This is a genomic window from Gymnodinialimonas ceratoperidinii, from assembly GCF_019297855.1.
Taxonomy (GTDB): Bacteria; Pseudomonadota; Alphaproteobacteria; order Rhodobacterales; family Rhodobacteraceae; genus Gymnodinialimonas; species Gymnodinialimonas ceratoperidinii.
Genome location: NZ_CP079194.1, coordinates 490,923 through 517,081, shown reverse-complemented (window position 1 = coordinate 517,081; position 26,159 = coordinate 490,923). Strand labels below are relative to the sequence as shown.

At 66.5% G+C, this 26,159-nt stretch carries 23 protein-coding genes and 1 tRNA gene; 12 read left to right on the top strand and 12 right to left on the bottom strand.

Going from position 1 to position 26,159, the window contains the following annotated elements; translation table 11 throughout:
• Positions 1-102 precede the first annotated feature (102 nt).
• Together KYE46_RS02535 and KYE46_RS02530 are read left to right on the top strand one after the other, a co-directional pair.
• The gene (locus KYE46_RS02535) at positions 103-669 is read left to right on the top strand and encodes a PRC-barrel domain-containing protein (protein ID WP_219003244.1); all 567 of its coding nucleotides are present in this window, start codon (positions 103-105) and stop codon (positions 667-669) included.
• A 277-nt stretch (positions 670-946) separates the two neighbouring features.
• Positions 947-1,288: a DUF2853 family protein gene (locus tag KYE46_RS02530; protein WP_219003243.1), complete on the top strand. Its 342-nt coding sequence runs from the start codon at positions 947-949 to the stop codon at positions 1,286-1,288.
• Positions 1,289-1,562: 274 nt separating this feature from the next.
• On the opposite strand, the gene KYE46_RS02525 is transcribed toward KYE46_RS02530, so the two are convergent.
• The 4 genes from KYE46_RS02525 to tsaD are packed head-to-tail and all read right to left on the bottom strand — an operon-like array spanning position 1,563 to position 4,236.
• Complete coding sequence (locus KYE46_RS02525; RefSeq protein ID WP_219003242.1) at positions 1,563-1,976, bottom strand: EVE domain-containing protein; 414 nt, start codon at positions 1,974-1,976, stop codon at positions 1,563-1,565.
• Entirely contained in the window at positions 1,976-2,248 is a 273-nt protein-coding gene (locus KYE46_RS02520) for a YciI family protein (protein ID WP_219003241.1), read from the bottom strand. Before KYE46_RS02520 ends, KYE46_RS02525 begins: the two co-directional genes overlap by 1 nt.
• 3 nt (positions 2,249-2,251) lie before the next feature.
• Positions 2,252-3,175 carry an NAD(P)H-dependent glycerol-3-phosphate dehydrogenase gene (locus KYE46_RS02515; protein ID WP_219003240.1) on the bottom strand — a complete coding sequence of 308 codons (924 nt, stop codon included), beginning with the start codon at positions 3,173-3,175 and terminating at the stop codon, positions 2,252-2,254.
• Positions 3,172-4,236: a tRNA (adenosine(37)-N6)-threonylcarbamoyltransferase complex transferase subunit TsaD gene (gene tsaD, locus KYE46_RS02510; protein WP_219003238.1), complete on the bottom strand. Its 1,065-nt coding sequence runs from the start codon at positions 4,234-4,236 to the stop codon at positions 3,172-3,174. Before tsaD ends, KYE46_RS02515 begins: the two co-directional genes overlap by 4 nt.
• A gap of 36 nt (positions 4,237-4,272) precedes the next feature.
• On the opposite strand from tsaD, the gene KYE46_RS02505 reads away from it, so the two are divergent.
• From KYE46_RS02505 to KYE46_RS02490, 4 genes are all read left to right on the top strand, one after another.
• A complete protein-coding gene (locus KYE46_RS02505; protein ID WP_219003236.1) occupies positions 4,273-4,995 on the top strand; it encodes a uroporphyrinogen-III synthase in 723 nt (240 codons plus the stop codon).
• Between the two features lie 101 nt (positions 4,996-5,096).
• Positions 5,097-6,617: a COG4223 family protein gene (locus KYE46_RS02500; RefSeq protein ID WP_219003234.1), complete on the top strand. Its 1,521-nt coding sequence runs from the start codon at positions 5,097-5,099 to the stop codon at positions 6,615-6,617.
• Positions 6,618-6,659: 42 nt separating this feature from the next.
• Positions 6,660-8,216 (top strand): heme biosynthesis protein HemY, encoded by a 1,557-nt coding sequence (locus KYE46_RS02495; RefSeq protein ID WP_219003233.1) that lies wholly within the window; start codon positions 6,660-6,662, stop codon positions 8,214-8,216.
• A 170-nt stretch (positions 8,217-8,386) separates the two neighbouring features.
• A tRNA-Thr gene (locus KYE46_RS02490) sits at positions 8,387-8,462 on the top strand.
• 310 nt (positions 8,463-8,772) lie between these two features.
• On the opposite strand, the gene cbiB is transcribed toward KYE46_RS02490, so the two are convergent.
• The 3 genes from cbiB to KYE46_RS02475 are packed head-to-tail and all read right to left on the bottom strand — an operon-like array spanning position 8,773 to position 11,699.
• Positions 8,773-9,693, bottom strand: coding sequence for an adenosylcobinamide-phosphate synthase CbiB (gene cbiB / locus KYE46_RS02485; protein WP_219005151.1), 921 nt, complete (start codon positions 9,691-9,693; stop codon positions 8,773-8,775).
• Positions 9,690-10,688: a threonine-phosphate decarboxylase gene (locus KYE46_RS02480; protein ID WP_219003232.1), complete on the bottom strand. Its 999-nt coding sequence runs from the start codon at positions 10,686-10,688 to the stop codon at positions 9,690-9,692. Before KYE46_RS02480 ends, cbiB begins: the two co-directional genes overlap by 4 nt.
• A 21-nt stretch (positions 10,689-10,709) precedes the next feature.
• A complete protein-coding gene (locus KYE46_RS02475) occupies positions 10,710-11,699 on the bottom strand; it encodes a glutathione S-transferase family protein (protein WP_219003231.1) in 990 nt (329 codons plus the stop codon).
• A 282-nt stretch (positions 11,700-11,981) separates the two neighbouring features.
• Here KYE46_RS02475 and KYE46_RS02470 point away from each other — a divergent pair, with 282 nt between their 5' ends.
• From KYE46_RS02470 to KYE46_RS02450, 5 genes are all read left to right on the top strand, one after another.
• Positions 11,982-12,332, top strand: a complete 351-nt coding sequence (locus tag KYE46_RS02470; RefSeq protein ID WP_219003230.1) for a hypothetical protein — start codon at positions 11,982-11,984, stop codon at positions 12,330-12,332.
• A gap of 150 nt (positions 12,333-12,482) precedes the next feature.
• Complete coding sequence (gene dgcN / locus KYE46_RS02465) at positions 12,483-13,484, top strand: N-acetyltransferase DgcN (RefSeq protein WP_219003229.1); 1,002 nt, start codon at positions 12,483-12,485, stop codon at positions 13,482-13,484.
• Entirely contained in the window at positions 13,484-14,425 is a 942-nt protein-coding gene (dgcA, locus tag KYE46_RS02460) for an N-acetyl-D-Glu racemase DgcA (RefSeq protein WP_428845072.1), read from the top strand. Before dgcN ends, dgcA begins: the two co-directional genes overlap by 1 nt.
• A 153-nt stretch (positions 14,426-14,578) precedes the next feature.
• On the top strand, positions 14,579-15,376 hold the full coding sequence (locus tag KYE46_RS02455) for a CE1 family esterase (protein WP_219003227.1): 798 nt from the start codon (positions 14,579-14,581) through the stop codon (positions 15,374-15,376).
• Positions 15,377-15,407: 31 nt separating this feature from the next.
• Positions 15,408-16,262: a D-amino-acid transaminase gene (locus KYE46_RS02450; protein ID WP_219003226.1), complete on the top strand. Its 855-nt coding sequence runs from the start codon at positions 15,408-15,410 to the stop codon at positions 16,260-16,262.
• Between the two features lie 168 nt (positions 16,263-16,430).
• On the opposite strand, the gene KYE46_RS02445 is transcribed toward KYE46_RS02450, so the two are convergent.
• The 5 genes from KYE46_RS02445 to dapE form a co-directional block, all read right to left on the bottom strand.
• The gene (locus KYE46_RS02445; RefSeq protein ID WP_219003225.1) at positions 16,431-16,865 is read right to left on the bottom strand and encodes a VOC family protein; all 435 of its coding nucleotides are present in this window, start codon (positions 16,863-16,865) and stop codon (positions 16,431-16,433) included.
• Positions 16,866-16,939: 74 nt separating this feature from the next.
• Positions 16,940-18,643: a DUF6504 family protein gene (locus tag KYE46_RS02440; RefSeq protein WP_219003223.1), complete on the bottom strand. Its 1,704-nt coding sequence runs from the start codon at positions 18,641-18,643 to the stop codon at positions 16,940-16,942.
• A 103-nt stretch (positions 18,644-18,746) separates the two neighbouring features.
• Positions 18,747-20,441: a lytic murein transglycosylase gene (locus KYE46_RS02435; protein WP_247716893.1), complete on the bottom strand. Its 1,695-nt coding sequence runs from the start codon at positions 20,439-20,441 to the stop codon at positions 18,747-18,749.
• A 138-nt stretch (positions 20,442-20,579) separates the two neighbouring features.
• The gene (gene rnr, locus KYE46_RS02430) at positions 20,580-22,853 is read right to left on the bottom strand and encodes a ribonuclease R (protein WP_219003222.1); all 2,274 of its coding nucleotides are present in this window, start codon (positions 22,851-22,853) and stop codon (positions 20,580-20,582) included.
• A 239-nt stretch (positions 22,854-23,092) separates the two neighbouring features.
• On the bottom strand, positions 23,093-24,268 hold the full coding sequence (gene dapE, locus KYE46_RS02425; protein ID WP_219003220.1) for a succinyl-diaminopimelate desuccinylase: 1,176 nt from the start codon (positions 24,266-24,268) through the stop codon (positions 23,093-23,095).
• Between the two features lie 298 nt (positions 24,269-24,566).
• Here dapE and KYE46_RS02420 point away from each other — a divergent pair, with 298 nt between their 5' ends.
• Entirely contained in the window at positions 24,567-26,159 is a 1,593-nt protein-coding gene (locus KYE46_RS02420; protein WP_219003218.1) for a choice-of-anchor L domain-containing protein, read from the top strand.

The window sequence follows — 26,159 nt, the reverse complement described above, 5'->3', positions numbered from 1 at the left end:
AAACGATTTTTTTTCGAAAAGTTTGGAACGGAGTGCTGAGGTGTCCGTTGTCCTCCCAGATGCCGGGATGAGCCCGGCAGCAACCACACGGGAGAAAACGTTATGACTTTCAAGACGACACTTCTCAGCACCGCCGCCGTTCTTGCAATGGCAACTCCGAGCCTCGCACAATCCGCCGACGTGACGACCACGACGGGCGCAGGTTCTGACCTTTCCGTCTCGGGCGCTGGCATCGATGCTGGCAGCAACGCCGAGGTGAACGCCGAAGCCGGCGTGCAGGGTGACACGGAACTGGGCACCGACGAATTCGCCGCAGACGTGGATGCCGGCGCCGGCGTTGACACTGAGCTCGACGGCGACGCTGTGGCCCTTCGCGGGATGACTGTTGCCGAGGTTGTCGGCATGGACGTCCACACGGCGACCGACACGGACGTAGGCGAAGTAGACTACGTTGTTGAAGCCGAGGGCGGCTATGAAGCAATCATCGGCGTTGGTGGTTTCCTCGGCATCGGTGAGTCCACCGTTGCAGTACCGCTGGACGCATTGATCGTGGCCGAGGGCGATAGCCGCCTCATCCTCGAAGGCTACACGGAAGCCGACATCGAAGCGATGCCAGAGGTCAGCGAAGCCGACCTGGACGCTCTGCCGAGCGACTTCGTCATCAGCTGATAGACTCTTATGCACGCGTCGCACCAAGGGCATAGCCCGCGACGTGATGGATTTCGGACCCGGACATGGCGACATGTCCGGGTCGTGGCATTTCAGGCCTCCGGAAACACGATGGAATCAGGATTGGGCGCGGTTCTTCGCATAGCGCAAATTGCTGCGGGTGCTTTCTCTACAACTTTTCCTTTCGCTAGTGGACAGCCTGAGGTTAACCTTCGCGGCGAGCTCGGTCGGACGGACTGGGTATCGTAAAAAGATTAACAACGGGGGACTTCCACCTATGGGAAAACGTGACGATTTGATCGCGCAATACGCCGATGACCTGCGCAACAAGTGCGGGATCGAACCCGACATGGCGCTGCTGGAGAAAGTGACCAAGGGCTGCGGTCCGGCGATCTACAACGACGACGCCTCCACGGTCGCGGGCAGCCAGCCGTCGGAGCTGGAGACGATCAAGAAGAACTTCCTGATGAAAAAGCTTGGCCTGTCCGATGGCCAGAACCTGATGGAAGGCATCAACTCTGTCATCGAGACCTACGGCAAGTCCGAGCGCAACAAGTACCGCGCCGTTGTCTATTACATGCTGACCAAGCATTTCGGCAAAGAGAGCGTGTACGGCTAATTACCGCCAGACGTTTGTGACGATGGCCTGCCCAGAACTGGGCGGGCCTTTTTATTGGAAGCTTGTCGGTGATTTGAGATCAGGCGCGCGGGAAGCGGTAGAGTTTAGCTCAAATCCTTCGAGCAATTCCTTTGCCTCCGCCGAAGTTTCCGGCGTATCACCGCAAAGTCTGGCCAGCACGGCGGACCCTAATTCGAATACACGCGCGGAGCGAGGCCGTGCGTGGGTGGATGGGGGGTCCTGAGGGGTCGGGACCCCCCATTTGCATGGCAGCTTACAGGCCACCCATCGCGCGAATTGTCGTCCACTCGGCCTCGGTCACGGGCTGCACCGAAAGCCGCGAGTTCTTCACCAGCACCATATCGGCCAGTTCTCCCCGCGCCTTGATCTGATCCAGCGTGACCGGCGCGGGCAAGGCCTCCACCGCCTTGATGTCCACGCATTCCCACCGCTCGTCGTCGGTCGTGCTGTCAGGATGCGCTTCCGCGATCACCTCGACGATGCCCACGACGGCTTTCTCGGATTGCGAGTGGTAGAAGAACCCCAGGTCGCCGACCGCCATATCGCGCATGAAGTTGCGAGCCTGGTAGTTTCGGACGCCGTCCCACTCCTCACCAGCATCGCCCTTCGCGACCTGATCGGACCAGCCCCAGACACCCGGCTCGGACTTGAACAACCAATAAGCCATCAGCCGATTACCTTCTTCCATTGCTCAATGCGCACCTTCTCGAACAGGCCCGCCTTGGCGTAGGGGTCGTTCTCGGCGAAGTCGTAGGCGTCTTGCATCGTGTCGACCTCGATCACGAGGAGAGTGCCAGACATGCCGCCGTTATCGTCGATGAAGGGGCCCGCCATGACCAGCTTGCCGCTGTCCTTCGCGTAGGACAGGTGAGCGTCGCGATTGTCGAGCCTGACTTGCAGGTGATCGGGTTTGTCGGTGGCGATGATGGCGCAAAGCATGGGCTACTCCGGTTTGAGGGGGCGGGACAGAAGGTGATCGAGTGCGCCGTCGATGTCGAGCGTGCCATCGGCAAGCGCTGCGACGGTATCGGCGATCGGCGTATCCTCGGGTGAGGCGGCCAGTTGCCGGGCGGTGTGCAGGCCTTCGACGGTTGTGCCTTCCGGCAGGCTCTCGCCCGTCGCCAACGCGTGACCGAACCGGAAGTTTCGCGATTGGGTCGATCCGCAGGTGAGCACGAGGTCGCCCAACCCGGACAGGCCTGTCAGTGTCTCGGGCAAGGCGCCTTTCGCGGTGGCGTAGCGCGTCATTTCAGCGAAGCCGCGCGCGATAAGGGCCGCGCGCGCGCTTTCGCCGAGATCCTTGCCGATCACCGCGCCGGCCGCGATCGCGATGACATTTTTCAGTGCGCCGCCCAATTCCGCACCGATGACATCCTCGGTCCTGTAGAGCCGCAGCGCCGGGGTGCTGAGATCGGCCTGCAGCCGTTCGCCCTCCGCTGCATCTGCGCAGGCGATGGTAAGCGCCGTGGGCAAACCCCGCGCAATATCGGCGGCGAAACTGGGACCGGTAAGCTGCGCGACGACAGGCGCGGCGTTGGACAGCAGTGCCGTCGGCCCCTGCCCCGACGTGCGGTCGATCCCCTTGGCGCAGGACACCGCGACGCGGGCGTTGAGCTTTGCCGAGGCAGCGAAACTGCCGATGCTCTGGGTCGGGATCGCGATGAGCGCAACCTCGGCGTCGCAATCATCCAGTTGATCTGTCACTCGGAGGGTTGGGGGAAATGCATGGCCGGGAAGCCGCGTGCTCTCGCCTTTCCGCAGATGGCTCGCATCCCGCGCCCAAAGCGTGACCTCGAGCCCCGCCTTGGCATAGGCAATCGCCAGCCCGGTCCCGAAAGCGCCTGCGCCGATCACGTCCAGTTTCATGCCTTCGCCCCCTTCTTGCCAGATCCGATCATCGGCGCCGCCGTTTGATCGAGCGGCCAGCGCGGCCGCGCGACGAGGTCCATGCCATCAACGCGCCCGCGCTCGAACGCCAAGAGGCCCGCATAGGCGATCATTGCGGCATTGTCGGTGCAAAGCGCCAGCGGCGGTGCGGCGAAGGGCAGCTCGGTGACCGCCTCCAACGCGGCGCGCAGGGTCTGGTTGGCCGCGACGCCTCCCGCCACCGCGAAAGCGGTCATGTCGCCAAGCGCCAGGGCCCGGCGTGATTTTTCGGCCAGGACATGCGCGACGGTGGCCTGAAAGCTGGCGCAAATGTCGGCACGGTCCTGCTCGGTCAGGCCGCCGTTCTCGGCCACAAGAGTGTCGCGCAGGCGGAGCACTGCCGTCTTCAAGCCCGAGAAGCTCAGGTCGCAACCCTCGCGATCCAGCAACGGACGGGGCAGCTTGAAGCGCGAAGCATCCCCCATCTTGGCAGCCGCCTCGACGGAGGGACCGCCCGGTTGCGGCAAGCCAAGAAGCCGCGCGACCTTGTCGAAGGCCTCGCCCGGCGCGTCGTCGATGGTGCCGCCGAGGCGGGTGAAGGTCTCGGGTCCTTCCACGCGCAGAAACTGGCAATGGCCGCCAGAGACCAGCAACAGAAGATAGGGAAAGGCCAAACCATCGGTCAGCCGGGGCGTCAGCGCGTGGCCCGCAAGGTGGTTCACGCCGATCAGCGGCTTGCCGAGACCCATGGCCAGCCCCTTGGCCGCCATGACGCCCGAGAGCACGCCGCCGATCAGACCGGGTCCGGCCGTCACCGCGATGGCGTCCACATCGTGCAGCGTGCAATTCGCTGCGGCGATGGCTTCCTCGACCACCAGATCGAGCGTCTCCGCATGGGCGCGCGCGGCGAGTTCCGGGACGACACCGCCGAAGGCCGCGTGCAAGTCTGTCTGCGACGATACCACGTTGGAAAGGATCGCCACGTCATCTCCCGTCCCGCGCAGGATCGCGGCGGCGGTGTCATCGCAACTGCTTTCGATACCGAGGATTGTCAGAGACATGGCGCCCGCCCGACTTGCTGGCCCGATTGTGCGGCCGTGACCTGCGAGGTAACACTGCGGGTCATGCAAGTCCACCAGACGCCCACGCTCCTCCTCACCCGCCCGCGCCCCGCATCCGAGCGGTTTGCCCGTGGTTTGACGGGCGTGGAGATCGTCATTGCCCCGCTGATGGAGATCGTGGGAACCGGCGCTCGCGTGGAGCTGAACGGCGTCGACGGCCTGATCCTGACGTCCGAAGCCGCCGTGGGGTTTCTGCCCCCCTCCACGCTGCCCGCCTATTGTGTTGGCCCCCGGACAGCGACCGCTGCGCGCGCCGCGGGACTGCAGGCAGAGGTTGCAGGCCTCACTGCCGATGAACTGGTGGAAAATCTGACCGCACGCCCGCCGCACGACAGGCTTCTGCATGTCCACGGGACGCAGACGCGCGGCGATGTTGCTGCCCGCTTGGCAAACGCAGGTCTGAGCGTCGCAGAGGTCGCAGCCTACGATCAGCGCCGACTGCCACCCTCCGAAGTTTTCTCGGAAGCCCTGACACGGCCGCATCTCATCGTGCCACTGTTCTCGCCGCGCAGCGCGTCGATCTTTGCCGAGGCCGCGCCCTCGCTTCGGGCCGACACCCGGCTCGTCGCGCTGAGCGATGCGGTGGCAGACGCCCTGCCCCCCGAAATGAGGCGCCAGACCCGGGTGGCATCCATGCCGACCGGGAAAGACATGCGCATCGCTTTGGAACTGTTGGGCGTCGAATTGGTTTCCCCCTAGTAGCATCCGCGGCGTCATGGCAGCTTGGTCCGGGCTGACTCGGCTCTTTCACCGCGCTAAGTAGGCAAACAAGAAACAAATTTATCAGGGGGCCGCTATCCATGGCGAAAAAATCGTCGACCCGTTCGGGGCGCCAGAAATCTCAGGACGCGACCATCACGCCGGAGAATGACGCGGAAACCACCATGAGCGGCGCCGGCGAAATGGGTGGCGATACGGTTGTCGTCGGGAACGACAGTCTCGGCGATGACACAATTGCCGCAACGCCCTCTGCCGACGACAGCGTCACCGTGAAGCCCGGTGATACGACAGCGGCAGAGCCGAAATCTGACGACCCGCAGAAGACCGAAAAGGTCGATACCAAGCGTAAGCCTGCGAGCGCCAAGGGCTCATCTGCAAAAACCGCCTCGTCGCAGGGCACATCGTCCAGCGGGTCCAGCGCGAAGTCCTCGAAGGAGACGTCCGGAGCAGGCCCCGCCGCTTCCGGAGCCAGCACGACCACCACCACGACATCGAAAAGCAGCGGGTCTGCCGACTCGTCGCCCACTCCCCCGACGCCTGTACCCGCGCCGACGCCCGTGGTGCAAAAGCGGGGTCCCGGCATTGGCGCATTGCTTCTTGGCGGTGTCGTTGCCGCCGCGATGGGCTTTGGCGCGGCTTACCTGGGCCTCGTCACCCTGAACGACACGACTGCCGCTGACGCGGAACTCGCCGAGGCGTTGTCCGCCATCGAAGCGCAGCAGGGCACGATCAGCGCCTTGCAAAGCGAGGTCGACGCCCTTGCCTCGGCCGAGCCGCCGGCCCTCCCCGAGGTGGATCTCTCCGGTGTCGAGGGTGCCACGGCCGAAGTGGCCAGCAACCTCTCGGCGCTGAGTGAAACGGTCGACGACTTGACCGCGCGCGTCGTTGCGCTGGAAGAACGCCCCGTCATCACCGGCGATGTGGCGGCTGATACGGCTGCCCTCAGCGAAGTTGTCGAAACACTCGAAGCCCGCGTGGCGGAGGAACGAGCCGCCGCCGCCGAAGCGGTCGCGGCTGCAGAAGCCTCGCAAGCCGCCGCCGCCGCAGAACTGCAAGCCGCCGCGGAAGCCGCACAGGCCGCGATTGCAGAGGCAGAAGCCCGCGCCGCCGCAACGGCCGAGGCGACCCAGGCGCAGGCCGCGCTGAGCCGCGTACAGATCGCGATGGCAGCCGGTGGCCCCTTCGCCGACGCTCTGTCCGATCTGCCTGTCGAAGCGCCCGAGGCGCTGCAGGCGGCCGCGGAAACCGGTGTGCCGACGATCGATGAACTGCAGGCGTCGTTCCCGGCCTCTGCACGCGCCGCCCTGCCCATCGCCCTGCGCGAAACCGCGGGCGACAGCGCCACCGACCGTGTCGGCGCCTTCTTCATGGGACAAATCGGCGGCCGCTCTGTCGAGCCCCGCGATGGCGACGACCCAGATGCCGTCCTCAGCCGCGCCGAAGCCGCTGTGGGTGCCGGCGACATCGACGGCGCATTGTCCGAAATCGCCACCCTGCCCGAGGGCGCACAGGCCGCGTTCGACGAATGGATCGCGCAGGCCGAGGCCCGTGTCGCTGCTGACGACGCGCTGGCGGACCTGTCCGCCACGCTGAACAACTAATAGGCTCCGCCCCCTGCGGGGCCAAACGAAGGATCGCGCCGAATGCTCTGGTCGCTGCTCAAAATCATGGTCTTCATTCTCGTCGTTGTCGGAGTGGTCTTCGGGATCACCTATCTGACGGCGCTGGATAACCTTGGAGTGCTCATCGTTCTCGGACGCGAGTACGTGATCACGCCCTTCCTTGCGGTCGTGGGCGCGCTGATCCTGCTGCTCGCCGTCTGGATCCTCTTCAAGATCGTCGGCCTTCTTGTCGCCACCCTGCGCTTCCTGAACGGCGATGAGACCGCCGTGAGCCGCTATTTCGACCGTCGGTCCGAGCGCAAGGGATACGAGGCGCTTGGCGAAGGCATGATGGCCCTGGCCGCTGGTGAAGGCCGCTTGGCAATCCGCAAGGCGGAACGTGCGGGCAAGTACCTGCGGCGGCCGGAACTGACCAACATCGTCAAGGCGCAGGGTGCTGAACTGGTAGGCGACCGTGCCCTCGCGACCGAGACCTTCAAGGACATGGTCACGGACGACCGCACGCGCTTTGTCGGGGTGCGCGGCCTGATGAAGCAGAAACTGGAAGAGGGGGACACCGACACCGCCCTGAAGCTCGCCGAGAAGGCCCTGGTGCTGCGCCCGAAGAACGCCGACGTGCAAACGACTCTGCTGTCGCTGCAGTCCCGCAATGAAGACTGGCAAGGCGCGCGCACGACGCTGGCCGCTGCGCTGAAGGCCGGCAATGTGCCGCGCGATCTGCACCGCCGCCGCGACGCCGTCCTGGCGCTTGCCCATGCCCGTGATGCCATGGCAGAAGGACAGGTCCAGACGGCTACCCGCGACGTGGCAGAAGCCAATCGCCTCGCTCCCGGTCTCGTGCCCGCCGCCGTCATGTCCGCCCGGATCGCGGTGGAGGCCGGCAACAAGCGTCAGGCTGCGAAAACGATCCGCAAGGCATGGGATCAGGCGCCGCATCCGGACCTCGCCGCTGCCTTCGCGCTGATCGAGCCGGACGAGACCCCTGCTCTGCGCCTGCGTCGCTTCCGCCCGCTCCTCGGCAAGCATCCGGGTCACCCCGAAGTGCAGATGCTGGAAGCAGAGCTGCAGATCGCGAACGAGGATTTCCCCGCCGCCCGCAAGGCGCTCGGCGATCTGGCCGAGACTTCGCCCACCGCGCGCTCGCTCACCATCATGGCTGCCGTGGAACGCGGTGAGGGCTCTCCCGACCGGGTCGTGCGCGGCTGGCTTGCCCGCGCCGTGACCGCTCCGCGCGGCAACCAGTGGATGTGCAGCAACTGCGGCCATGTGCACGAGGATTGGACGCCGGTCTGCGCCAACTGCGAAAGCTTCGATACGCTGGAATGGGCAGAGGCCCAGCAGTCCCAAGCCTCCCTCGCGGGTCCGACCCAAATGCTGCCGTTGATCGTCGGCGCTTTGGAGGATCGCAGCACCGAAGAGGACGAGGCCGACGTGATCCAGGAAGAATCACCCGCCCCCAATGGCTTCGCACCAGAGGCCACGCCATCGACCGCCTATTCGGAGACCGACGACGCAGAAGTGGCAGAGCCCGCCCCGGAACCCGAACCCGAAACCGAACCCGCCCTCTCGCGAAATTAGGACTATTCAACAGCCGCGCGCCTTGCTAAGAGCGCGCCCGGTACGCCGCTGTAGCTCAGCTGGTAGAGCACGTCATTCGTAAGTAGCGGGTCCGCCCGGGAATGGCTTGCAAAACCGAAGCGTTCGCGGCAAATGATAAGAATTGGTAGGCCCATTGCAGGGCCCGCTACGCCTCAATAGCTCAGCTGGTAGAGCAGGTCCTTCGTAAGGACAAGGTCGGGGGTTCGAGTCCCTCTTGAGGCACCATTCTCCCTTCAGATTTAGCAAGTAATGTGATAGCCCGTTGGGCCGATTTAGCGGTCGTATGGATTAGGCAGCTACTTGGGCGGGTTTGGGAGGATGTTTGTTTCGAGCGACTGTGCAACCGGTGTATCCCAACCATCCCTTCTACCTTGCAAGACCTCGCAGTCTCTCAGTTCAACTCGAGATCTATCCTTTTGAAGCCAATCGCGAAGATTCGATGCCCAGCGCGACCTACAAATTCCGCGTATCGTAGACGGGAAGCAGTTCGACCCTCTTAGAGCGAATTCTTGCATAAGAACTGCGACTCGCCGCCCTAAGCCATCGCCAAAACAGCCACTCCAGCCACCCCCACAATCCAGACTTGCCAGAGGACGCGGACGGCGGCGGTTATGTCTCCGGCGGTGGCGTTGCGGGGGGCTTTGGGGTTGAGGGCGGGGTCGGAAGTCATTTCTCCGTCGTAAGCGCGGGGGCCGGAGAGGGAGAGGTTGAGGGCGGCGGCCATGGCGGCTTCGGGCCAGCCTGCGTTGACGGAGCGGTGCTTTTCGCCGTCTTCCCAAGCGCAGCGCAGGGGGGCGGCGCCGTGCCAGACGGCAATGAAAAGCGCGGTGAGGCGTGCGGGGATGTAGTTCAGCAGATCGTCGAAGCGGGCGGCGGCCCAGCCGAAAGCCTCGTGCCGGGGCGTGCGGTGGCCGATCATGGAATCGGCGGTGTTTGCGATCTTGTATAAGAGTAGCCCGGGCAACCCGCCGAGGAGGAACCAGAAGGCCGGGGCGATGACGCCGTCCGAGACATTCTCGGCCGCGCTCTCGATCGCGGCGCGGGCGACGGCGGCCTCGTCGAGGGGGCCGGTATCGCGCCCGACGATCATCGCGACGGCGCGTTTGCCGTGATCCAGCGAGCGGCGCAGGCCGATGGCGACGGCCTCCACATGATCGACGAGGGAGCGTTGCGCCAGCAGCGCGGCGGCGATGAGGATCTGCCAGAGCCAGCCCAGGGGAAGGGCCGCGATGAGGGCACCCAGGGCGATTGCGCCAAGGCCGAGGCCCGTCATTGTGAGGATGCCGTTGCGCCGTCGCTCCTGCGCGTCACCTCGGTTGAAGCGCTTGTCGCAGGCGTCGATGAGGCGGCCCATCAGCACCGCCGGATGGGGGATGCGGGACCAGAGCCAGCGCGGCTCCCCCAGTGCGGCGTCGAGGAGGAGGGCCGCGAGAAGCAGGGGGGCGGTGTCGTTCACAGGGCGGCCTCCAGCCGGGCCCAGTCGCGCTCGGATCCCGGCAGGCCGAGACGCAGCCAAGTGTCCGAATAGGGGAAGATGCGGGACCAGATATGATGGCGCGCAAGCTGCTCCTGCCATTGGGCGGCGCGGTCCGGCATCGCGTAGGTGCGAAAGAGCGTGGTGCCGCCGACAGATGTCGCCCCGGTCCGCTGGATCAGCGCGTCGAGCCGGGCTGCGTCTGCGGCCAGCCGGGTGCGGGTCGCCTCGGCCCAGGCGGTATCGCGGAGGGCGCGGGCGCCGACCTCCAGCGCCGGGCCGGAGACGGTCCACGGCCCCATCAGTTCGGACAGAGGCACGCCGGTGGCGGTGTTGCGGAGCGTATCGGGGTGGGCGATGGCAAAGCCGAGGCGGAGACCGGCGAGCCCCCAGAATTTTCCGAAACTCTTCAACACCACGGTGCCGGGCTTCGCCGTGCGGGCGATCTGGCTGGCCTCGGGGGTGACGTCGCAGAAGCTCTCGTCAATCACGGTGAGCGCACGGCCCGCGGCGTCGGGCCAGAGCCGACCATCGGGATTGTTGGGGTGGACGTAGACATGGACCGGATGCGCGGGATCATCGAAGGGCTGCCCCTGCCCGCGCGCGGCGAAGGCGGCGGCGTGTTCGTTATAGGTCGGCGCGGGGATATGGGCGGGTTGCCCGCCGGCGAGTTCGGGCATCAGAGAGATGAGGGGAGAGGCCCCGGCGGCGGCGATGATCTCGGCCGTCTCCGGCACGTTCCAGAAGGTGCGGGCGGCGTGGAGAAGATCCTCCATCGCGCCGTCACCGGGCAGGCGGTGCCACGCCTCCGCCGAGATGTCGCCCAACGGGTAGGGCACGGGGTTGATCCCCGTCGAAAGGTCCAGCCAATCGTGCGGTGTGCCGCCGAAACGGGCGGCGGCGGCATCCAGCCCGCCGCCGTGGTCGCGCTTGCGAGGAGGACCACGGCGGTCGGTATCGGAAACGGAGGCGCTCATAGGCTCCGTTGAAGCGGAAATTCACGCCGCAAGCAATGCGTCTCGACCATGGGGTTCATGCCAGTCGATCACCGGGTTGATCGGAATGATCCGATGCGGGTTAATCGTGTCGTGGCTGTAGTGGTAGTGGCGCACGATGTGGTCGAAGTTCACCTGCCCGGCCACGCCCGGCCATTGATAGAGCTCGCGCGTGTAGGCCCAGAGGTTGGGGTAATCCACGATCCGGTGGCGGTTGCACTTGAAGTGCAGGTGGTAGACCAGATCGAAGCGCACCAGCGTGGTGAAGAGCCGCCAATCGGCCTCGGTCACGCGGTCGCCCGCGAGGTAGCGGCGCTTCGAGAGCAGACCCTCCAGCCAGTCGAGCGCGTCGAAGAGCGTGTGAACCGCCTTGTCGTAGGCCTCCTGCGAGGTGGCGAAACCGGCCTTGTAGACGCCGTTGTTGACCTCGGAATAGACGCGGGCGTTGATCTCGTCGATGCGGTCCCGCAGCGGCTCGGGGTAGTAATCGTCGGTATTGCCGGTGATCCCGTTGAAGGCGCTGTTGAACATGCGGATGATCTCGGCGGATTCGTTCGAGACGATGGTCTCACGCTGCTTGTCCCAGAGGATCGGCACGGTGACGCGGGTGGTCACGTCGGGCTGCGCGCGAATATAGAGATCGCGGGCATAGGGCAGGCCGTAGAGGGTATCGCCCGTGGCGCCCTCGAAATCCGTATCGAAGGTCCAGCCCTCGCCCAACATCTCGGGGTGCACGACCGAGATATCGATATGTGGCGCGAGGTCCTTCAGCTCGCGGAAGATCAGCGTGCGGTTGGCCCAGGGGCAGGCATGGCTGACGTAGAGGTGATAGCGCCCGCTCTCGGCCTTGAAGCCCCCCTCACCGCTCGGCCCGGCACTGCCGTCGGCGGTGATCCAGTTGCGAAACTGCGATTCGCTGCGCTTGAAGGCACCGCCGGTCTTGCCGGTGTCATACCACTTGTCCTGCCATTCGCCGTCTACCAAGAGACCCATGTCTTCCTCCTAAATCCAGTTGTCAGACAGGTAGGGCGGCGCTGCCCCTCCGACCACGCGTCTCTGCGCAGGGAGGGGGCCGCATCGGCGCACATATCCCGGAAACACTGCGTTCTTGTAGAACATCCCGAGGGGCCGATTTGCCCGTTTGGCTAAGTAAATGTTAAGCTTATGGCCCCAGAGTCGCCTTGCCGCGGGCCGTGACGCCAAGATCCGTCATTGACCTGACATGAAACTCCGTCACGGTGACGATATGCGCCGACTCAAGGGTCAGAGGGTCCGATGACTGAATATCTACCGAAAGAACTCCGCGAACAGCTTGCCGCCGCGCAACGCCATGGCAAACGCAAGCGGGCGACCCGTTCCGTTCACGTGGGCGACGAGGCCTTCGCGATCATCGAGATGACGGACGCGGGCTTCGCGCTGGATCGGGAGGACGCGCCGCGGCTTCGCGGGTTGATCGACATCTACGAAGGGCCGCGCCACCTCTATCAGGCGTTGATCGTGGCCTCTGCCGAGGATGGCGACCTGATGCGCTACGATTTCAAGCGCAACACGGCGACGGCGACCACCGCTCCGGTGGATTTCGTGCAGGACGACAACCGCCCCGCCGGCCTGCTGTCGAAAGCCTGAGCATCACGCAAAATTTTCCGGCAGCTCGCGCTGCTGGCGCGATGATCTCCCGCGATTGGTCTTAGCCACGGGTCATTTTTCGCAGTACGTGCGCTAGATTGCGGTTAATTTGCCGCCAAGCACACGGATTCTGCAAAAAGGGCCTCTCCGATGATCGACACGCCGTATCTTCTGTTTCTGGGTGACGCGCCCGACCAACTGGCCGCGAAGGTCGCCCAGGGCATCCGCGACTGGCGGCCCGACAACGTCATCGGCCAGTTCCGGATGGACGGCTGCAAGGCCGATGTGAAGGTCGCCGACATGGACCTCGCCGGCGCCAAGGCGTCGGGCGCAAAGACCCTCGTGGTGGGCGTGGCCAACCGCGGCGGCGTGATCTCCAGCTCCTGGAAGCGCGTCCTGATCGAGGCGTTGGCCGAGGGCTTCGACATCGCCTCGGGCCTGCACAACCTGCTCAACGACGAGCCCGATCTCGTGGCCGTGGCCAAGGAATACGGCCGCACCCTGCACGACGTGCGCATCCCCACGGTGGATTACCCGATCGCCAATGGCGTGAAACGCTCTGGCAAGCGCTGCCTCGCGGTGGGCACCGACTGCTCGGCGGGCAAGATGTACACGGCGCTGGCGATGGACAAGGAAATGAAGGCGCGCGGGTTGAAATCCTCCTTCCGCGCCACCGGCCAGACCGGCATCCTCGTGACCGGCGACGGCGTCCCGCTCGACGCCGTGATCGCCGACTTCATGGCCGGCGCGGTTGAATGGCTGACCCCGGACAACGACGAGGATCACTGGGACATGATCGAGGGCCAGGGCAGCCTGTTCCACGTCTCCTATTCCGGCGTCACCATGGCGCTGATCCACGGCGGCCAGCCCGACGCGCTGATCCTCTCGCACGAGCCGACCCGCACCCATATGCGTGGCCTGCCCTCCTATTCGCTGCCGACCCTGGAGCAACTGCGCGACACCGCCCTGCCGCTGGCCCGCATCGCCAACCCCAAGGCCGAGGTTGTGGGTATCTCCGTCAACACCGCCGCGCTGGGCGAGGACGAGGCGCTGCAATGCCTCGCCGATATCGAGAAGCGCATGGGCCTGCCTACCGCCGATCCGTTCCGTCAGGGCGCCGGCCGCCTTTGCGACGCGCTGGAAGCTATGTGATGCAGATCACCCGAGACAGCTTCCGCCTTGCCGAGGTCTTCACCATCTCACGCGGCTCGCGCAGCGAAGCGCAGGTGCTGACCGTCACCGTGGAACGGGACGGTCACACCGGCCGCGGCGAATGCGTGCCCTATGCCCGCTACGGTGAGACCCTCGACAGCGTCACCGAACAGCTGGAGGCCTCGGGCGGTGAGGTCTCCGCCCTGCCCGCCGGTGCGGCGCGCAACGCGCTCGACTGCGCGCTGATCGACCTCGCGGCGAAGTCCCAAGGCCTGCGTGCCTGGCAATTGCTGGAACTGGACGCCCCCGGCCCCATCACCTCCGCCTTCACCCTGTCGCTCGACACGCCCGAGAAGATGCGCGCCTCGGCGGCGAAGAACGCCACCCGCCCGCTTCTGAAGATCAAGCTCGGCACCGCCGATGACATGGCACGGCTCGAAGCCGTCCGCGCCGGCGCCCCAAACGCCGCGATCATCGTTGACGCCAACGAGGGCTGGACCGCCGATATCTACGCCGACCTCGCACCCCACCTCCTGCGCCTCGGCGTGCAGATGGTGGAACAGCCCCTGCCTGCGGGCGAAGACGACATGCTGGCCGAGATCGCCCGCCCCCTGCCCGTCTGCGCCGACGAATCCTGCCACGACCGCGCCTCCCTGCCCGACCTCAAGGGCAAGTACGACATGGTCAACATCAAGCTCGACAAGACCGGCGGTCTGACCGAGGCGCTCGCCCTGCGCGACGCCGCAAGGGCCGAGGGCTATACCGTCATGGTCGGCTGCATGGTCGGCAGCTCGCTGGCCATGGCCCCCGCGATGCTGGTGGCCCAAGGTGCCGAGATCGTCGATCTCGACGGCCCGCTCCTGCTGGCCGAAGACCGCACGCCACCGCTCCGCTTCGAAGGCTCCACCGTCCACCCGCCCGATGCCGCGCTCTGGGGCTGACGCTCCTTCATCTTGGCCCGTACAACTCCGGGGAGCGCGAGGGGCTGGCCCCTCGCTCCCGTCCCCGCCCCCCGCGCCCTCACGCGAAGTTGCGGTGCGCCGGGGGCCTCCCTGCCCCAGTCTGCGGCGAGCCACAGCAACCGGAGCCGTCCCATGCGCCTGATCCTCGCCGCCACCCTCAGCCTCCTGACCCTGCCAGCCGCGGCCTGCGGACCGGATAGCGATTGCACCGTCGCCGGAGACCGGACCTATCGCTACTACGTGCCGACAGATGCCGATGCCCCCGTGGGAGCCTTCTTCCATGCCCATGGCTACCGCGGCTCGGCCAATGGCGCGATGGGCAACCAGAGCCTGCGGGCCATGGCCGACCGGCTCGGCATGGCCTTCGTCGCCCTGAACGCCGACGCCGAGGATTGGAACCTCGCCCATCATCCCCGCAATCCATCCCAGTCAGAGACCACCGAGCCGGTCTATGTCGAGGCGGTCATTGAAGATATCGCCACCCGCATCGCGCTCGACCGCGGCCGCCTGATCGCCACCGGCTTCAGCGCCGGCGGCATGATGACTTGGACGCTGGCCTGCGAGATGTCCGAGACCTTCGCGGGTTTCGTTCCCTACGCGGGCACCTTCTGGGCACCGAGCCCCGCCACCTGCCCCACCCCGCCTGCCACGCTCGTCCACATTCACGGGAACGCCGACAGCACCGTCCCTCAAGAAGGCCGCGCCATCGGCGGGGCGCGGCAGGGTGACCTCCACCGCGTGTTGGAGACCTATGGCTCCGCTGGCGGATACGGCGCCCCCGCGCCCGTCCCGTCCCGCGACGACATGCGCTGCGAGGGGCGCGAAAACGCGGGCGGCGACGCGCTCGTCTTCTGCGAGTTCGACGGCGGCCATTCCTATTCCCCTGCCCGCGTGGAATGGGCCATTGAATGGATTCTCGCGCGGCTCTAGACGTGATTTGACCAAGAAAAGGACCACCCCCATGACCCGAACCGTCTATGTCAACGGCCAGTACCTGCCGGAAGATGAAGCTACCGTCTCGATCTTCGACCGGGGCTTCCTGTTTGCCGATGGCGTCTACGAGGTCACCAGCGTTCTGGACGGCAAGCTGATCGATTTCGACGGCCACGCCAAGCGCCTGCAACGCTCGCTGGATGAGCTAGAGATGGCCAACCCCACGACCGAGGAAGAGCTTCTCGAGATCCACCGTGAGCTGATCCGCGCCAATGACATCACCGAGGGGCTGATCTACCTGCAAGTCACCCGCGGCGCGGCCGACCGGGACTTCGCCTACCCCGAGGACGCCACGCCCACGATCGTCCTCTTCACCCAGGCCAAGAGCGGCCTCGCGGACAATCCGATGGCGAAGACCGGGATGAAGATCATCTCGATCGAGGATCAGCGCTGGGGGCGGCGCGACATCAAGACGGTGCAGCTGCTCTACCCCTCGATGGGCAAGATGGCTGCCAAGGTCGCCGGCGCCCATGACGCCTGGATGGTGGAAGACGGCGTGGTGACCGAAGGCACATCGAACAACGCCTATATCGTGAAGGGCAACACGATCATCACCCGGCACCTGGGCCATGAGATCCTCAGCGGCATCACCCGCACGGCCGTCCTGCGGATGGCGAAAGAAGCCCAGATGAAGGTGGAGGAACGCCCCTTCACGGTGGAGGAAGCCAAGCAGGCGGACGAGGCTTTCGTCACCTCGGCCACCACCTTCGTCATGCCCGTGGTCGAGATCGACGGCACCGCCGTGGGCACAGGCACGCCGGGCGCGGTCACCGCGCGTCTGCGGGAAATCTACATCGACGAGATGCGCAAGGCCGCGGTCTGAGAGAGGGACAGCCTCGGGACGCTCGCCTTTTTAAGACGTTAGCCGTGCCTGCCGGAGCCCTTACACGGCCCGCTGCAGGCGCGGCTTTTTCGTATTCGCGTCCGCGATAGGGTCTTCTGACGCTGGCACGCGGCGCGCGTTTGACCTCCGCGCCGTATCCGGCAGACGCTAGGTCTTCAGACTGTCGTCGTAGGCGACCAGTTCGACGGTGTTGCCTTCGGGGTCCGTCGTGAAAATGCCGCGCCAGCCGACCCATCCGAAATTCTCGATCCGGTAGGGCTGGTCGTGCTCGTCGTACCACGCCATGACCGCCTCCTGCTCGTGGAACGGAACCGTCAGCGCGATGTGGTGGAGCGCCGATCCGGCCCCCGTGGTGGGCCGTGGGGCGTCAGGCCCCGCGCCCATGGTCTTGTCGAAAAGCGCCAGAACCTGCGTATGGCCGCCGAAGCCTTCGGCGATGCGGAAGAAGATGATGCCGGGTGCCGCGTTTCCTTCGAGCCGTTGCAACCCCAACATCTCGCCATAGAAAGCCGCCATCCGGGCGAGGTCGTCGCAGCGGATCGCGATTTCGCCGAGGGCGCGGATGCGGAAAGGTGGCGTCATGGCGCCACGTTAGGCCTGCGTTGCGCGGGGGGCAATGGAGAGCCTCGGGCAGCCGGCGCGGGCCGTGCCTGCGGTCAGAGGAAATCGCCTTGGGCGAACCAGCCCCCCGATTGCGCGCCGCCGTGGGCATAATAGAGCCACAGCCGCGCGCCGTCTTCGGTGGTGACACGCCAGTAGTCGCGCACCCCGGTACGCCATGCCCTGTCATCCAGCCACCATTCCGGCGCCAGCCTTTCGGGGCCGAGCGCGGCATGGGTGCGGAAACTGCGCCCGCGCCAGCGAAAGTCCGAGGGCACCTCGGGCGTGGCGGGGGCGCTGACAGGTTCGGGCGGAAACAGGGTCAGCGGACGCGGGCGCATGGTGGGCGGCCAGGTGCCCGGAGGCTCGGGCTCGGACCAGGCGGCGGCGATGGGAACGGAGGTTTTCTCGGGGATGTGGCTGTCGGCGGGCCGGGCCCGGCGGATCGCCTCCAGCCCCACCCGCGCGCCGAGACGGGCGATGAAATCGGCCATGTCCTGACTGTCCGTACGCGGCGCGGCGCTTTCCTGGGCGACGGCCCATCCGCCTTTGTGCTCGGTCGCGTGCAACGGCTCGGTCACATGGGCGATGACGCGCAGGCGGTCGATGCCGAAACCGGCGTCCACCTCGTCCAGCTTCATCTCGAACAGGGGTTTCAGCTTGTCGGGTTGATCCGCCGGCTGGGCGAGCCCGATCTCGATCGTCTGGGTATCGCCCTCCACCCGGCTCAACTCCAGCCGCACCCGCCGCGCGCCCCGGCCCTGGGCGCGGAGCTTTTCGCAGAGCGGCGGCAGGATGCGGTCCAGCCCGGCGACGATATCGGAATCCAGCCCGATGGGTTCCGGCAGGCTGAGCCGGACAGCAAAGTGCAGCGGCGCCCCGGCGGGGGAAATCGGCTCGGGCTGGATGCCGAGAGCCTGATCCATCCGCAGGATCAGCGCCTGCCCGAAGCGACGCGACAGGCTGGCGCGGGGCAGCGCCAGAACATCGCCGATCTGGCGCAGGCCGAGGCGGGCAAGACCGGCGACCGTGGCCTCGTCCACGCGCAGGGCGGCAATCGGCAGCGGCGCCAGAACCTGCCGCGCGGTGCCGGGCGGCGCGATGCGTTGCACGGCACCGCCGGCCATATGGGTTGCGGGCGCGGGACCGCCCTTCACCCAATGGCGCTTGCCCGCGCGCGACCGCGTGGCGCGCGCCTCCTGATCGATCGCGTCGCCGTTGCGGGTCTGCATCGCGCCCTTGCCGACGAGCCCCCGCCCCCCGGCGTAGCGGGCCAGCGCCCAGGCCGCGCCGGCGGTATCGGCGATGCCCGCGCAGACGCTGAGGCCGAGATCGCCGCAATCCTCGTGAACCTGCGCGAACAGCGCCTCTTCGCCGCCGAAAAGATGCGCGCAGCCGGTGAGATCGACCATCAGGCTTTCGCGCCCTTCTTCCGCGACCCAGGGGCTGAACTTCCCGGCCCAGCGCCGGAGCGCCATCAGAAGCGCCGCCTCGCGCCCCGGCTCCGCAGGCCGCGTCACCAGATCGGGGCAGAGCATCATCGCCTCGTTCAGGGCCTGGCCGCGCGACAGGCCCAGCGCCTCTGCCGGGAGGTTGGTGGAATCCAACTGCCGGAGATTGCCGGTCTCGCTGACCGTGACGAGGGGAATTTCGGCCAAGGCCGGCTCTCCGCGCAGGACCCGCTCCACGCCCAGGCGGGGGAACCACAGGGAGAGGATGCGACGCTGGTTGGCGACGTTGCGGCGGGGTGGGGTGGACATGGGCGGCAGCACTTGTTCCTGATTTGTTCTCCAAACTAGAACGCGCCCGCGCGGGAGTCGAGTCCGGCGCGGGCGCGGTTGGATCACAATTTCAACGCTTCGCTCAACTGCTGCGCAGACGCTCCAGCAGACGCGGCGAGGCATAGCCATCGGGGGTCACGCCCGCAGCGGCCTGATAGCTGCGGACCGCCGCGATGGTGATCGGACCGACGATCCCGTCAATCTCCTCGTTATAGTGACCCGCCGCGAGCAGGAGGCGCTGCAACTCCTCCCTCTCGGCGAAGGTCAGGGCGCGGTCGCCGCGGGGCCAACCGGCCTCGAACCCGCGCCCGCCGTCGATGCGGTCGCTCAGGTGGCCGATGGCGATGACATAGGCGTCGGCGGGGTTATAGCGCTCGATCACGCGGAAGTTGCCGAAGGTCACCAGCGCCACCCCCTCCGCGCCACCGGGCAGCAGGATCGAGGCGCGGCCATGGTCGGGAATCGGATCGCCATTGACGAGCCGCACACCGAGGTTGTTCCAGAACGCGACGCCGATGTTCTCCTGCTCGCCCGCGAGGCGATAGTCGAACCCATCGGGCAGGCGCACTTCAAGGCCCCAGGGCTGGCCATAGACCCACCCATGTTCGGCGAGGTAATGCGCGGTGGAGGCCAGCGCGTCGATGGGGGTGTCGCCCCAGATATTGCGGCGACCGTCGCCGTCGAAATCCTGCGCGAACTCCAGATAGCTGGTGGGCATGAACTGCGTATGGCCCATGGCACCGGCCCAGGAGCCGGTCATGTTGCCGACGCTGGTGTCGCCCGCCTCGATGATCTGCAGCGCGGCGATCAGTTGTTGCTCGAAGAACTCCTGCCGGCGGCCGTCATAGGCGAGAGAGGCCATCGCCTCCACCACCGGGATATTGCCGCGCGCTGCGCCATAGGCGCTTTCGAGCCCCCAGACGGCGAGCACGACCTCGGCCTCGACCTGATACTGTTCTTCAATGCGGACCAGCGTCGTGCGCCATTCCGAGCGCATCTCCTGCCCGTTGCGAATCCGCGTCGAGGACACGGCGGTATCGAGATATTCCCAAAGGGTGCGCGAGAATTCCGCCTGGTTGCGGTCCCGGTCCAGAACCCGCGCGTTCAGGTCGAGACCGTCAAAGGCGCGGGTGAAGGTGGCGGGGCTGATGCCTGCTGCGAGGGCGCGGTCGCGGAAGTCGGTGATCCACGCGCGGAACGCGGGATCGTCGGTGTCGAGCGGGCGCGCGGCGGCTTCCTGCGCAGCGCTCGCCTCCGCCTCGGCCCGCAGCACGGCGGCACGGGCGACGAACTCCGCCGGCACCTCACCGCGCGCGCGTGGCAGGGGCGAGGTCAGCACCGCCAGCAGGCTTTCGCCATCGGGCGAGCGGGTGCCGATCGTGTCGGCCGTCACAGCCTCCCCCGGTGTTTCGGTGGGTACTGCTTCGGCAACGGGCGCCGCGGCGGGCGCGCTTGCGGGTTCCGGCAAAACCTCGACACTCATGCCTTGCGGGGCGGGGATGCTGTTGTCCGGGCCAAGCGGCGCGGGCACGGGGGCGGCGGATGCGGTTTCGGCAGGGGTTTCCGCCTGCTCGATCGCCTGCTCCGCGATCACCTCGATCAAGACGTTGCCGCCGCCGGTGGCGGCGCTGCCCGCGGGCGCGGCGACTTCAAAGGCCGTGGCGCCACCCTGAACCGGGCGCGGCATGGGCAGCGGCGATGCCATGGGCGGCGCGGCCACGGCGGGCAGCGTCGAGGCCATCAGGGCAACAAGGGGGGCGAATTTGAGAGCAAACATGGTTTTGGGGCTCGAATAATGCACGTCAGCGCAGCAATATAGCGAGTTCGCGGCAAACATATAGGTTCACCTCCGGCGAGGCTGCGGGGATGGGCGACGTTTCGCCAGTCACTTTGACCCGGAAGGGTTAAGAACCCGTTACGAACCGCTCTTGGAGCGTGTGCGTGCTGTCTTTTTGCGCAGTTTCGTCTTTCGGGCCTTGGTGCTGCCAGCCTTGCGGCGGGTGGGCGGTTTTCCGCGTCCGCGGCGTTTTCCGGGCGCCGGCGCCTTCCCGTCATGCTCCAGCAGTTCGAGAATCAGCCCCCCGGTGACCGGAACGGCCTCGGCCAGTTTCACGAGCACCCGGTCGCCGATCCCGATCATCGTGCCGGTGTCCGACCCCATCAGGGTCTGCGCCTCGGCGTCGTAGTGGAAATACTCCTGCCCCAGCGAGCGCATCGGCAGGAGGCCGTCGGCGCCGGTCTCGTCCAGCTTCACGAAGACGCCGAACTTGGCGATGCCCGAGATCCGGCCCGGGAACTCGGCGCCGACGCGGTCCGAGAGGAAGGCCGCGAGATAGCGGTCCGAGGTATCGCGCTCGGCCACCATGGAGCGGCGCTCGGTGCCCGAGATCAGTTTGCCGGTCTCCTCCAGCCGCTCGATCTCGGCGGGCGAGAGGCCGTCCTTGCCCCAGCCGTGGGCGCTGATCAGGGCGCGGTGCACGATCAGGTCGGCGTAGCGGCGGATCGGCGAGGTGAAATGGGCGTAGCTTTTCAGGGCGAGGCCGAAGTGGCCGAAATTCTCGGGCGTGTAATAGGCCTGCTGCATCGAGCGCAGGGTGGAGATGGAGATCAGCTCGGCGGTGTCGTCATCGGCGGCACGCAAGAGGTCGTTAAGGTGGCGGGTTTGCAACACCTGCCCCTTGGCGAGCGTCAGCCCGGCGCTTTCGGCAACCTCGCGCAGGGCGTCGAGCTTCTCGGGCGAGGGTTCCTCGTGGACCCGGAACAGGAGCGGCGTGCGCTTGGCGATCAGGGTCTCGGCGGCGGCGACGTTGGCCAGCACCATGAACTCCTCGATCAGGCGGTGGGCGTCTAGCCGATCCTTGAAGGCGACCGAGGTGACGCGGCCGTCGTCGTCCAGCTCGATCCGGCGCTCGGGCAGGTCCAACTCCAGCGGCTGGCGCTTGGCGCGGGCGATCTTCAGCGCCTCGTAGGCGGCGTAGAGCGGGCGGATCACGCTGTCGAGGAGCGGCTCAGTCCGGTCGGTGGCGTCACCGTCCTGGGCGGCCTGGGCCTCCTCGTAGCTGAGGGAGGCGTGGGACTTCATCAGGGCGCGGTGGAAGCTGTGGGAGAGTTTCTTGCCCTTGGCGTCGATCACCATGCGCACGGCGATCACCGCGCGGGGCACGCCTTCGTGCAGGGAACAGAGATCGCCCGAGAGACGATCGGGCAGCATCGGCACGACCCGGTCGGGGAAATAGGTGGAGTTGCCGCGCTTGCGCGCCTCGCGGTCGAGGGCGCTGTCCGGCGTCACGTAATGGGCGACATCGGCGATGGCGACCCAGATGACATGGCCATCCTTGTTGCCGGGGTCTTCATCGGCATGGGCATAGCAGGCGTCATCGTGATCGCGCGCGTCGGCCGGGTCGATGGTGATCAGGGTCAGATCGCGCAGGTCCTCGCGGCCCTTGAGACCGGCGGGCTTGGCGGCATCGGCCTGGGCGATGACCGCGTCGGGGAAGCTGTCGGGGATGCCGTGTTCGTGGATCGCGATGAGCGAGACGGCACGGGGGCCGCCGGGGTCGCCCAGCCGCGCGGTGATCCGGGCGCGCGGCGCGCCCATCCGCGCCTTGGGACCGGCGAGCTCGCCTTCCACCAGCTCTCCGTCACGGGCCTCAAAGGTGTCGCCCGTGCGGACCTGCCATTCCTTGTCGGAGCCCTTGGTGATCGGCGAGATCACCCCGCCCTCGTCGCGCTTGCGGAAGATGCCGAGGATCTTGCGCGGGTTGGTCCCGATCTTGCGGATCAGCTTGGCGGTGTAGTGGTGGTCGGCCTCGCTGCCCTCGGCCGGGAACAGCTTGGCGAGAATGCGGTCGCCCTGGCCCACCGCCGGATCGGCGGCGCGGGGCGTGTAGAGAATGCGCGGCTCCACGCCCTTGCCGTGCCATTCCAGCGGCCGCGCGAAGAGGTCGCCGTTGTCGTCGGGCGCTTGCACGGAAAGGATCGTGACCGGGGGCAGCTTCTCGGGGTCGCGGTAGGTGCGGCCGGCCTTCTCGAGGTGCCCCTCCTCCTGCAGCTCTTTCAGGATCCGCTTCAGGTCGATCCGCGCCGCGCCTTTGATGCCGAAGGCCTTGGCGATGTCGCGCTTGGACCGCTTGCCGGGGTTATCGGTGATCCATTGCAGGATCTGCTCTTTGGAGGGGATGTTGCTCATGGCTCTCAGGTAGCACGGGCGCGGGGGGGCGTCATGGGCCGATTTCAGCGAGCGGTGCGGAGGCGAGGGCGGGATTGAGTTGTATTGGCCAAGATGAAGGGGGAGCGGCGGGGATGGATGGCGGCCGGTCGGTGGCTTGGCGGGCGGGGGCAGAGCGGAGCCTTTGGCGCGGCGTGACCGGGGTTGTCGGCGAGGAGCGCGCGCGCCGGGGTTGGTGCGCGCGCGCGGGAGTGTCGGGGCTACTCGGCGAAGTAGTCGGTGAGCACGCGGGTATAGACTCGCTTGAGAGCCTCGATATCGCTGATCCGCACCCGTTCGTCGACCTGATGCATCCGGTGGCCGACGAGGCCGAATTCCACCACCGGGCAGTGGTTCTTCACGAAGCGTGCATCGGAGGTGCCGCCGGTGGTCGACAGCTTGGGCGTGCGCCCGGTCTCGGCCTCCACGGCGCGGCCGACGAGGGTGGAGAGATCGCCCGGCGGGGTCAGGAAGGACTCGCCGCTGAGCTTGGTGGTCATGGTGATGGTGGTGCCGGTTTCCTCGGCGACGCGGTCGGCCTCGGCGCGGAGCCATTGGGTCAGGCTCTCGCCGGTATGGGTATCGTTGAAGCGCAGGTTCACGGTCATCTTCGTGCGCGCGGGGATCACGTTGTTGGCCGGGTTGCCGGTGTCGATGGTGGTGATCGCGCAGGTGGTGGGATCAAAGTGCTCGGTGCCCTCGTCGAGCACATGGGTCGAGAGGCGGTGGCCCAGAAGCGCCACGGCGGGGAGCGGGTTGATGACCTTGTGCAGGTAGGCGGAGTGGCCCTGCTTGCCGATCACCTCGAAGAAGGCGGTGAGCGCGCCGCGGCGGCCGATCTTCATCATGTCGCCCATTTCCTCGGGGCAGGTCGGCTCGCCCACGATGCAGACGTCGATGCGCTCGCCGGTTTCCTCCATCCAATCGAGAAGTGCGATGGTGCCGTCGGTGGACTCGCCCTCCTCGTCGCCGGTGATCGCCAGCACCACGGCGCCGTCGGGCGGGGTTTGGCGGACGAAATCGATGGCGGCAGCGGCGAAGGCGGCCACGCCGGATTTCATGTCGGTGGCGCCGCGCCCGTACATCCATTCGCCCTCCACCTCGGCGCCGAAGGGCGGATGGGTCCAGGCGGCCTCGTCACCCACGGGGACCACGTCGGTGTGGCCGTTGAAGCCGAAGGCGCGGCCGTTGCCGCGGGTGCCCCAGCGGGCATAGAGGTTGGCGATGCCGCCCCGATCCACGCGCGTACAGGTGAAGCCCGCCTCGGAGAGGAGCTTCTCCAGCAGCACCAGCGCGCCGCCTTCCAGCGGGGTGACGGAGTTGCAGCGGATCAGCTCGGCCGTCAGCGCGACGGGATCGACAGGCTCGGATGACGCCGGGGAATGGACTTGTGACATGGAAACCTCGGGCTACAGGATGTTGTAGATCGCACCCTACCGGCGTGGCCAAAGGACCACAATGCGGCCCCAACGTGGCCGGTTCGGGGCAAATTTCATAGGCTTGTCCGTAGGTTGTGTTAACCTTTGGGTAATAAATAATACGCCGAGGCAGGCAGCGGACGCCCAAAAATGAGCGCCGCATCGAGCAGAGCAGTCAGGTTCGCCGCGAAGGTCGCCGGGAGATGATCCCGGTCACGATCGACGTGCGCAATCGACGGATGACGCCCGACCTCGGCCCGAAAGGGTACGACGACAGATGGCGACGGGTGACGAGCTCCCTATCGATGAAGGCGCCTCCGCGATGGAGATGGCCACGACGATCTTCGGCGACGGGGTCACGGTCAACAGCGCGAGCTATACCGGGTGGAGCCAGTCTTCGGGCATCTACTCGAACGGCGATAACGTCTCGTCGGAGCTGACGCCCTCGGATACCGGGGTGATCCTGTCGACGGGGCGGGCCAGCCATGTGACGCAATCGTGGGGCGACCCGAACCGGTCGGACAGCACCTCGACCAACACCTGGTGGGGGCGCGACAACGATTCCGATTTCAACGCGGCGGCCGGTACCAACACCTATGACGCCAGCTTCCTTGAGGTGAACTTCACCCCCACGACGGACTTCGTGACCATGCAGTTCGTTTTCTCGTCGGAGGAATACCCGGAATACACCGGCTCCATCTACAACGACGTCTTCGGGGTCTGGGTGAACGGCAACCAGGTGACCTCGCCGATCGTGAACGTGACGCAGATCAACTCGGTCAACGACAGTGCCAATGCGACGCTGTTCAAGAACAACACCGACGACGATTACAACACCGAGATGGATGGCTTCACCGTGACGCTGACGATGGTCATGCCGGTGAACAAGGGCGAGGACAACGACATCAAGATCGGCATCGCGGACGTGGGCGACAGCTCTTACGATTCGAACGTGCTGATCGCGGCGGATTCGATTCAGGGCAGTTTCATCGCCGAGTCGGATTCGCTGACCCACTACGAGGGCGTCACCTCGGTGCTGGACGTGCTGGCGAACGACCCGACCTCGGGCGGGGTGGCGTTCATCACCCATATCAACGGGATCGAGGTGGATCCGGGCGACAGCGTGACCCTGCCGGACGGGACGATTGTCACGCTGACCGTCTCGGGCGAGTTGGAGATCGATCCGCCCGCCTCCCAGACCGGGCTGACCGAAGAGCAGACGATCAACTTCACCTATACCGCCGACGACGGCTCGGGGATTACCGACACCGCCTTCGTCACGGTGACCGCGATCCCCTGTTTCGTGCGCGGCACGATGATCATGACCCGCGAGGGCGAGAAACCGGTCGAGGCGCTGCAGGCGGGAGACATGATCGAGACCCGCGACAGCGGGCTGCAGCCGCTGCGCTGGATCGGCTCGCGCAAGGTTGCCGCCACGGGGCGTTTCGCGCCGGTGGCGATCGAGGCGGGCACCTTCGGGCGGCATCGGCGGCTGGTGGTGTCGCCGCAGCATCGGGTGATGGTGACCCATTGGATGGCCGAGCTGATGTTCGGCGAGGACGAGGTGCTGGTCGCCGCGAAAGACCTGATCAACGATTGCTCGGTGCGGGTGGTGACCCCGGACGAGTTGCCCGGCGGCGAGGTGGAGTATTTCCACCTGCTGTTCGACGCGCATCAGATCATCTTCTCGGAAGGGCTGGCGACGGAGAGCTTCCTGCCCGGCCCCACGGTCATGAACACGATGGACGCGGCGGTGCAGGACGAGGTTCTGTCGCTGTTTCCGGAGATCGACCCCGAAACCAAGGTGGGCTATGGCCCCGCCGCCCGACGGCCGCTGCGCGGCTTCGAGGCGCGGGCGCTTTTGGCCTAG

Coding starts and splice junctions, on each gene's coding strand:
- KYE46_RS02535 (WP_219003244.1), top strand. CDS start 103: ATGACTTTCAAGACGACACTTCTCAGCACCGCCGCCGTTCTTGCAATG.
- KYE46_RS02470 (WP_219003230.1), top strand. CDS start 11,982: ATGACTGAATATCTACCGAAAGAACTCCGCGAACAGCTTGCCGCCGCG.
- dgcN (WP_219003229.1), top strand. CDS start 12,483: ATGATCGACACGCCGTATCTTCTGTTTCTGGGTGACGCGCCCGACCAA.
- KYE46_RS02530 (WP_219003243.1), top strand. CDS start 947: ATGGGAAAACGTGACGATTTGATCGCGCAATACGCCGATGACCTGCGC.
- tsaD (WP_219003238.1), bottom strand. CDS start 4,236: ATGTCTCTGACAATCCTCGGTATCGAAAGCAGTTGCGATGACACCGCC.
- KYE46_RS02520 (WP_219003241.1), bottom strand. CDS start 2,248: ATGCTTTGCGCCATCATCGCCACCGACAAACCCGATCACCTGCAAGTC.
- KYE46_RS02495 (WP_219003233.1), top strand. CDS start 6,660: ATGCTCTGGTCGCTGCTCAAAATCATGGTCTTCATTCTCGTCGTTGTC.
- KYE46_RS02445 (WP_219003225.1), bottom strand. CDS start 16,865: ATGACGCCACCTTTCCGCATCCGCGCCCTCGGCGAAATCGCGATCCGC.
- KYE46_RS02475 (WP_219003231.1), bottom strand. CDS start 11,699: ATGGGTCTCTTGGTAGACGGCGAATGGCAGGACAAGTGGTATGACACC.
- dapE (WP_219003220.1), bottom strand. CDS start 24,268: ATGTCACAAGTCCATTCCCCGGCGTCATCCGAGCCTGTCGATCCCGTC.
- KYE46_RS02455 (WP_219003227.1), top strand. CDS start 14,579: ATGCGCCTGATCCTCGCCGCCACCCTCAGCCTCCTGACCCTGCCAGCC.
- KYE46_RS02480 (WP_219003232.1), bottom strand. CDS start 10,688: ATGAGCGCCTCCGTTTCCGATACCGACCGCCGTGGTCCTCCTCGCAAG.
- KYE46_RS02500 (WP_219003234.1), top strand. CDS start 5,097: ATGGCGAAAAAATCGTCGACCCGTTCGGGGCGCCAGAAATCTCAGGAC.
- KYE46_RS02525 (WP_219003242.1), bottom strand. CDS start 1,976: ATGGCTTATTGGTTGTTCAAGTCCGAGCCGGGTGTCTGGGGCTGGTCC.
- KYE46_RS02515 (WP_219003240.1), bottom strand. CDS start 3,175: ATGAAACTGGACGTGATCGGCGCAGGCGCTTTCGGGACCGGGCTGGCG.
- rnr (WP_219003222.1), bottom strand. CDS start 22,853: ATGAGCAACATCCCCTCCAAAGAGCAGATCCTGCAATGGATCACCGAT.
- KYE46_RS02440 (WP_219003223.1), bottom strand. CDS start 18,643: ATGTCCACCCCACCCCGCCGCAACGTCGCCAACCAGCGTCGCATCCTC.
- dgcA (WP_428845072.1), top strand. CDS start 13,484: ATGCAGATCACCCGAGACAGCTTCCGCCTTGCCGAGGTCTTCACCATC.
- KYE46_RS02435 (WP_247716893.1), bottom strand. CDS start 20,441: ATGTTTGCTCTCAAATTCGCCCCCCTTGTTGCCCTGATGGCCTCGACG.
- KYE46_RS02450 (WP_219003226.1), top strand. CDS start 15,408: ATGACCCGAACCGTCTATGTCAACGGCCAGTACCTGCCGGAAGATGAA.
- KYE46_RS02420 (WP_219003218.1), top strand. CDS start 24,567: ATGGCGACGGGTGACGAGCTCCCTATCGATGAAGGCGCCTCCGCGATG.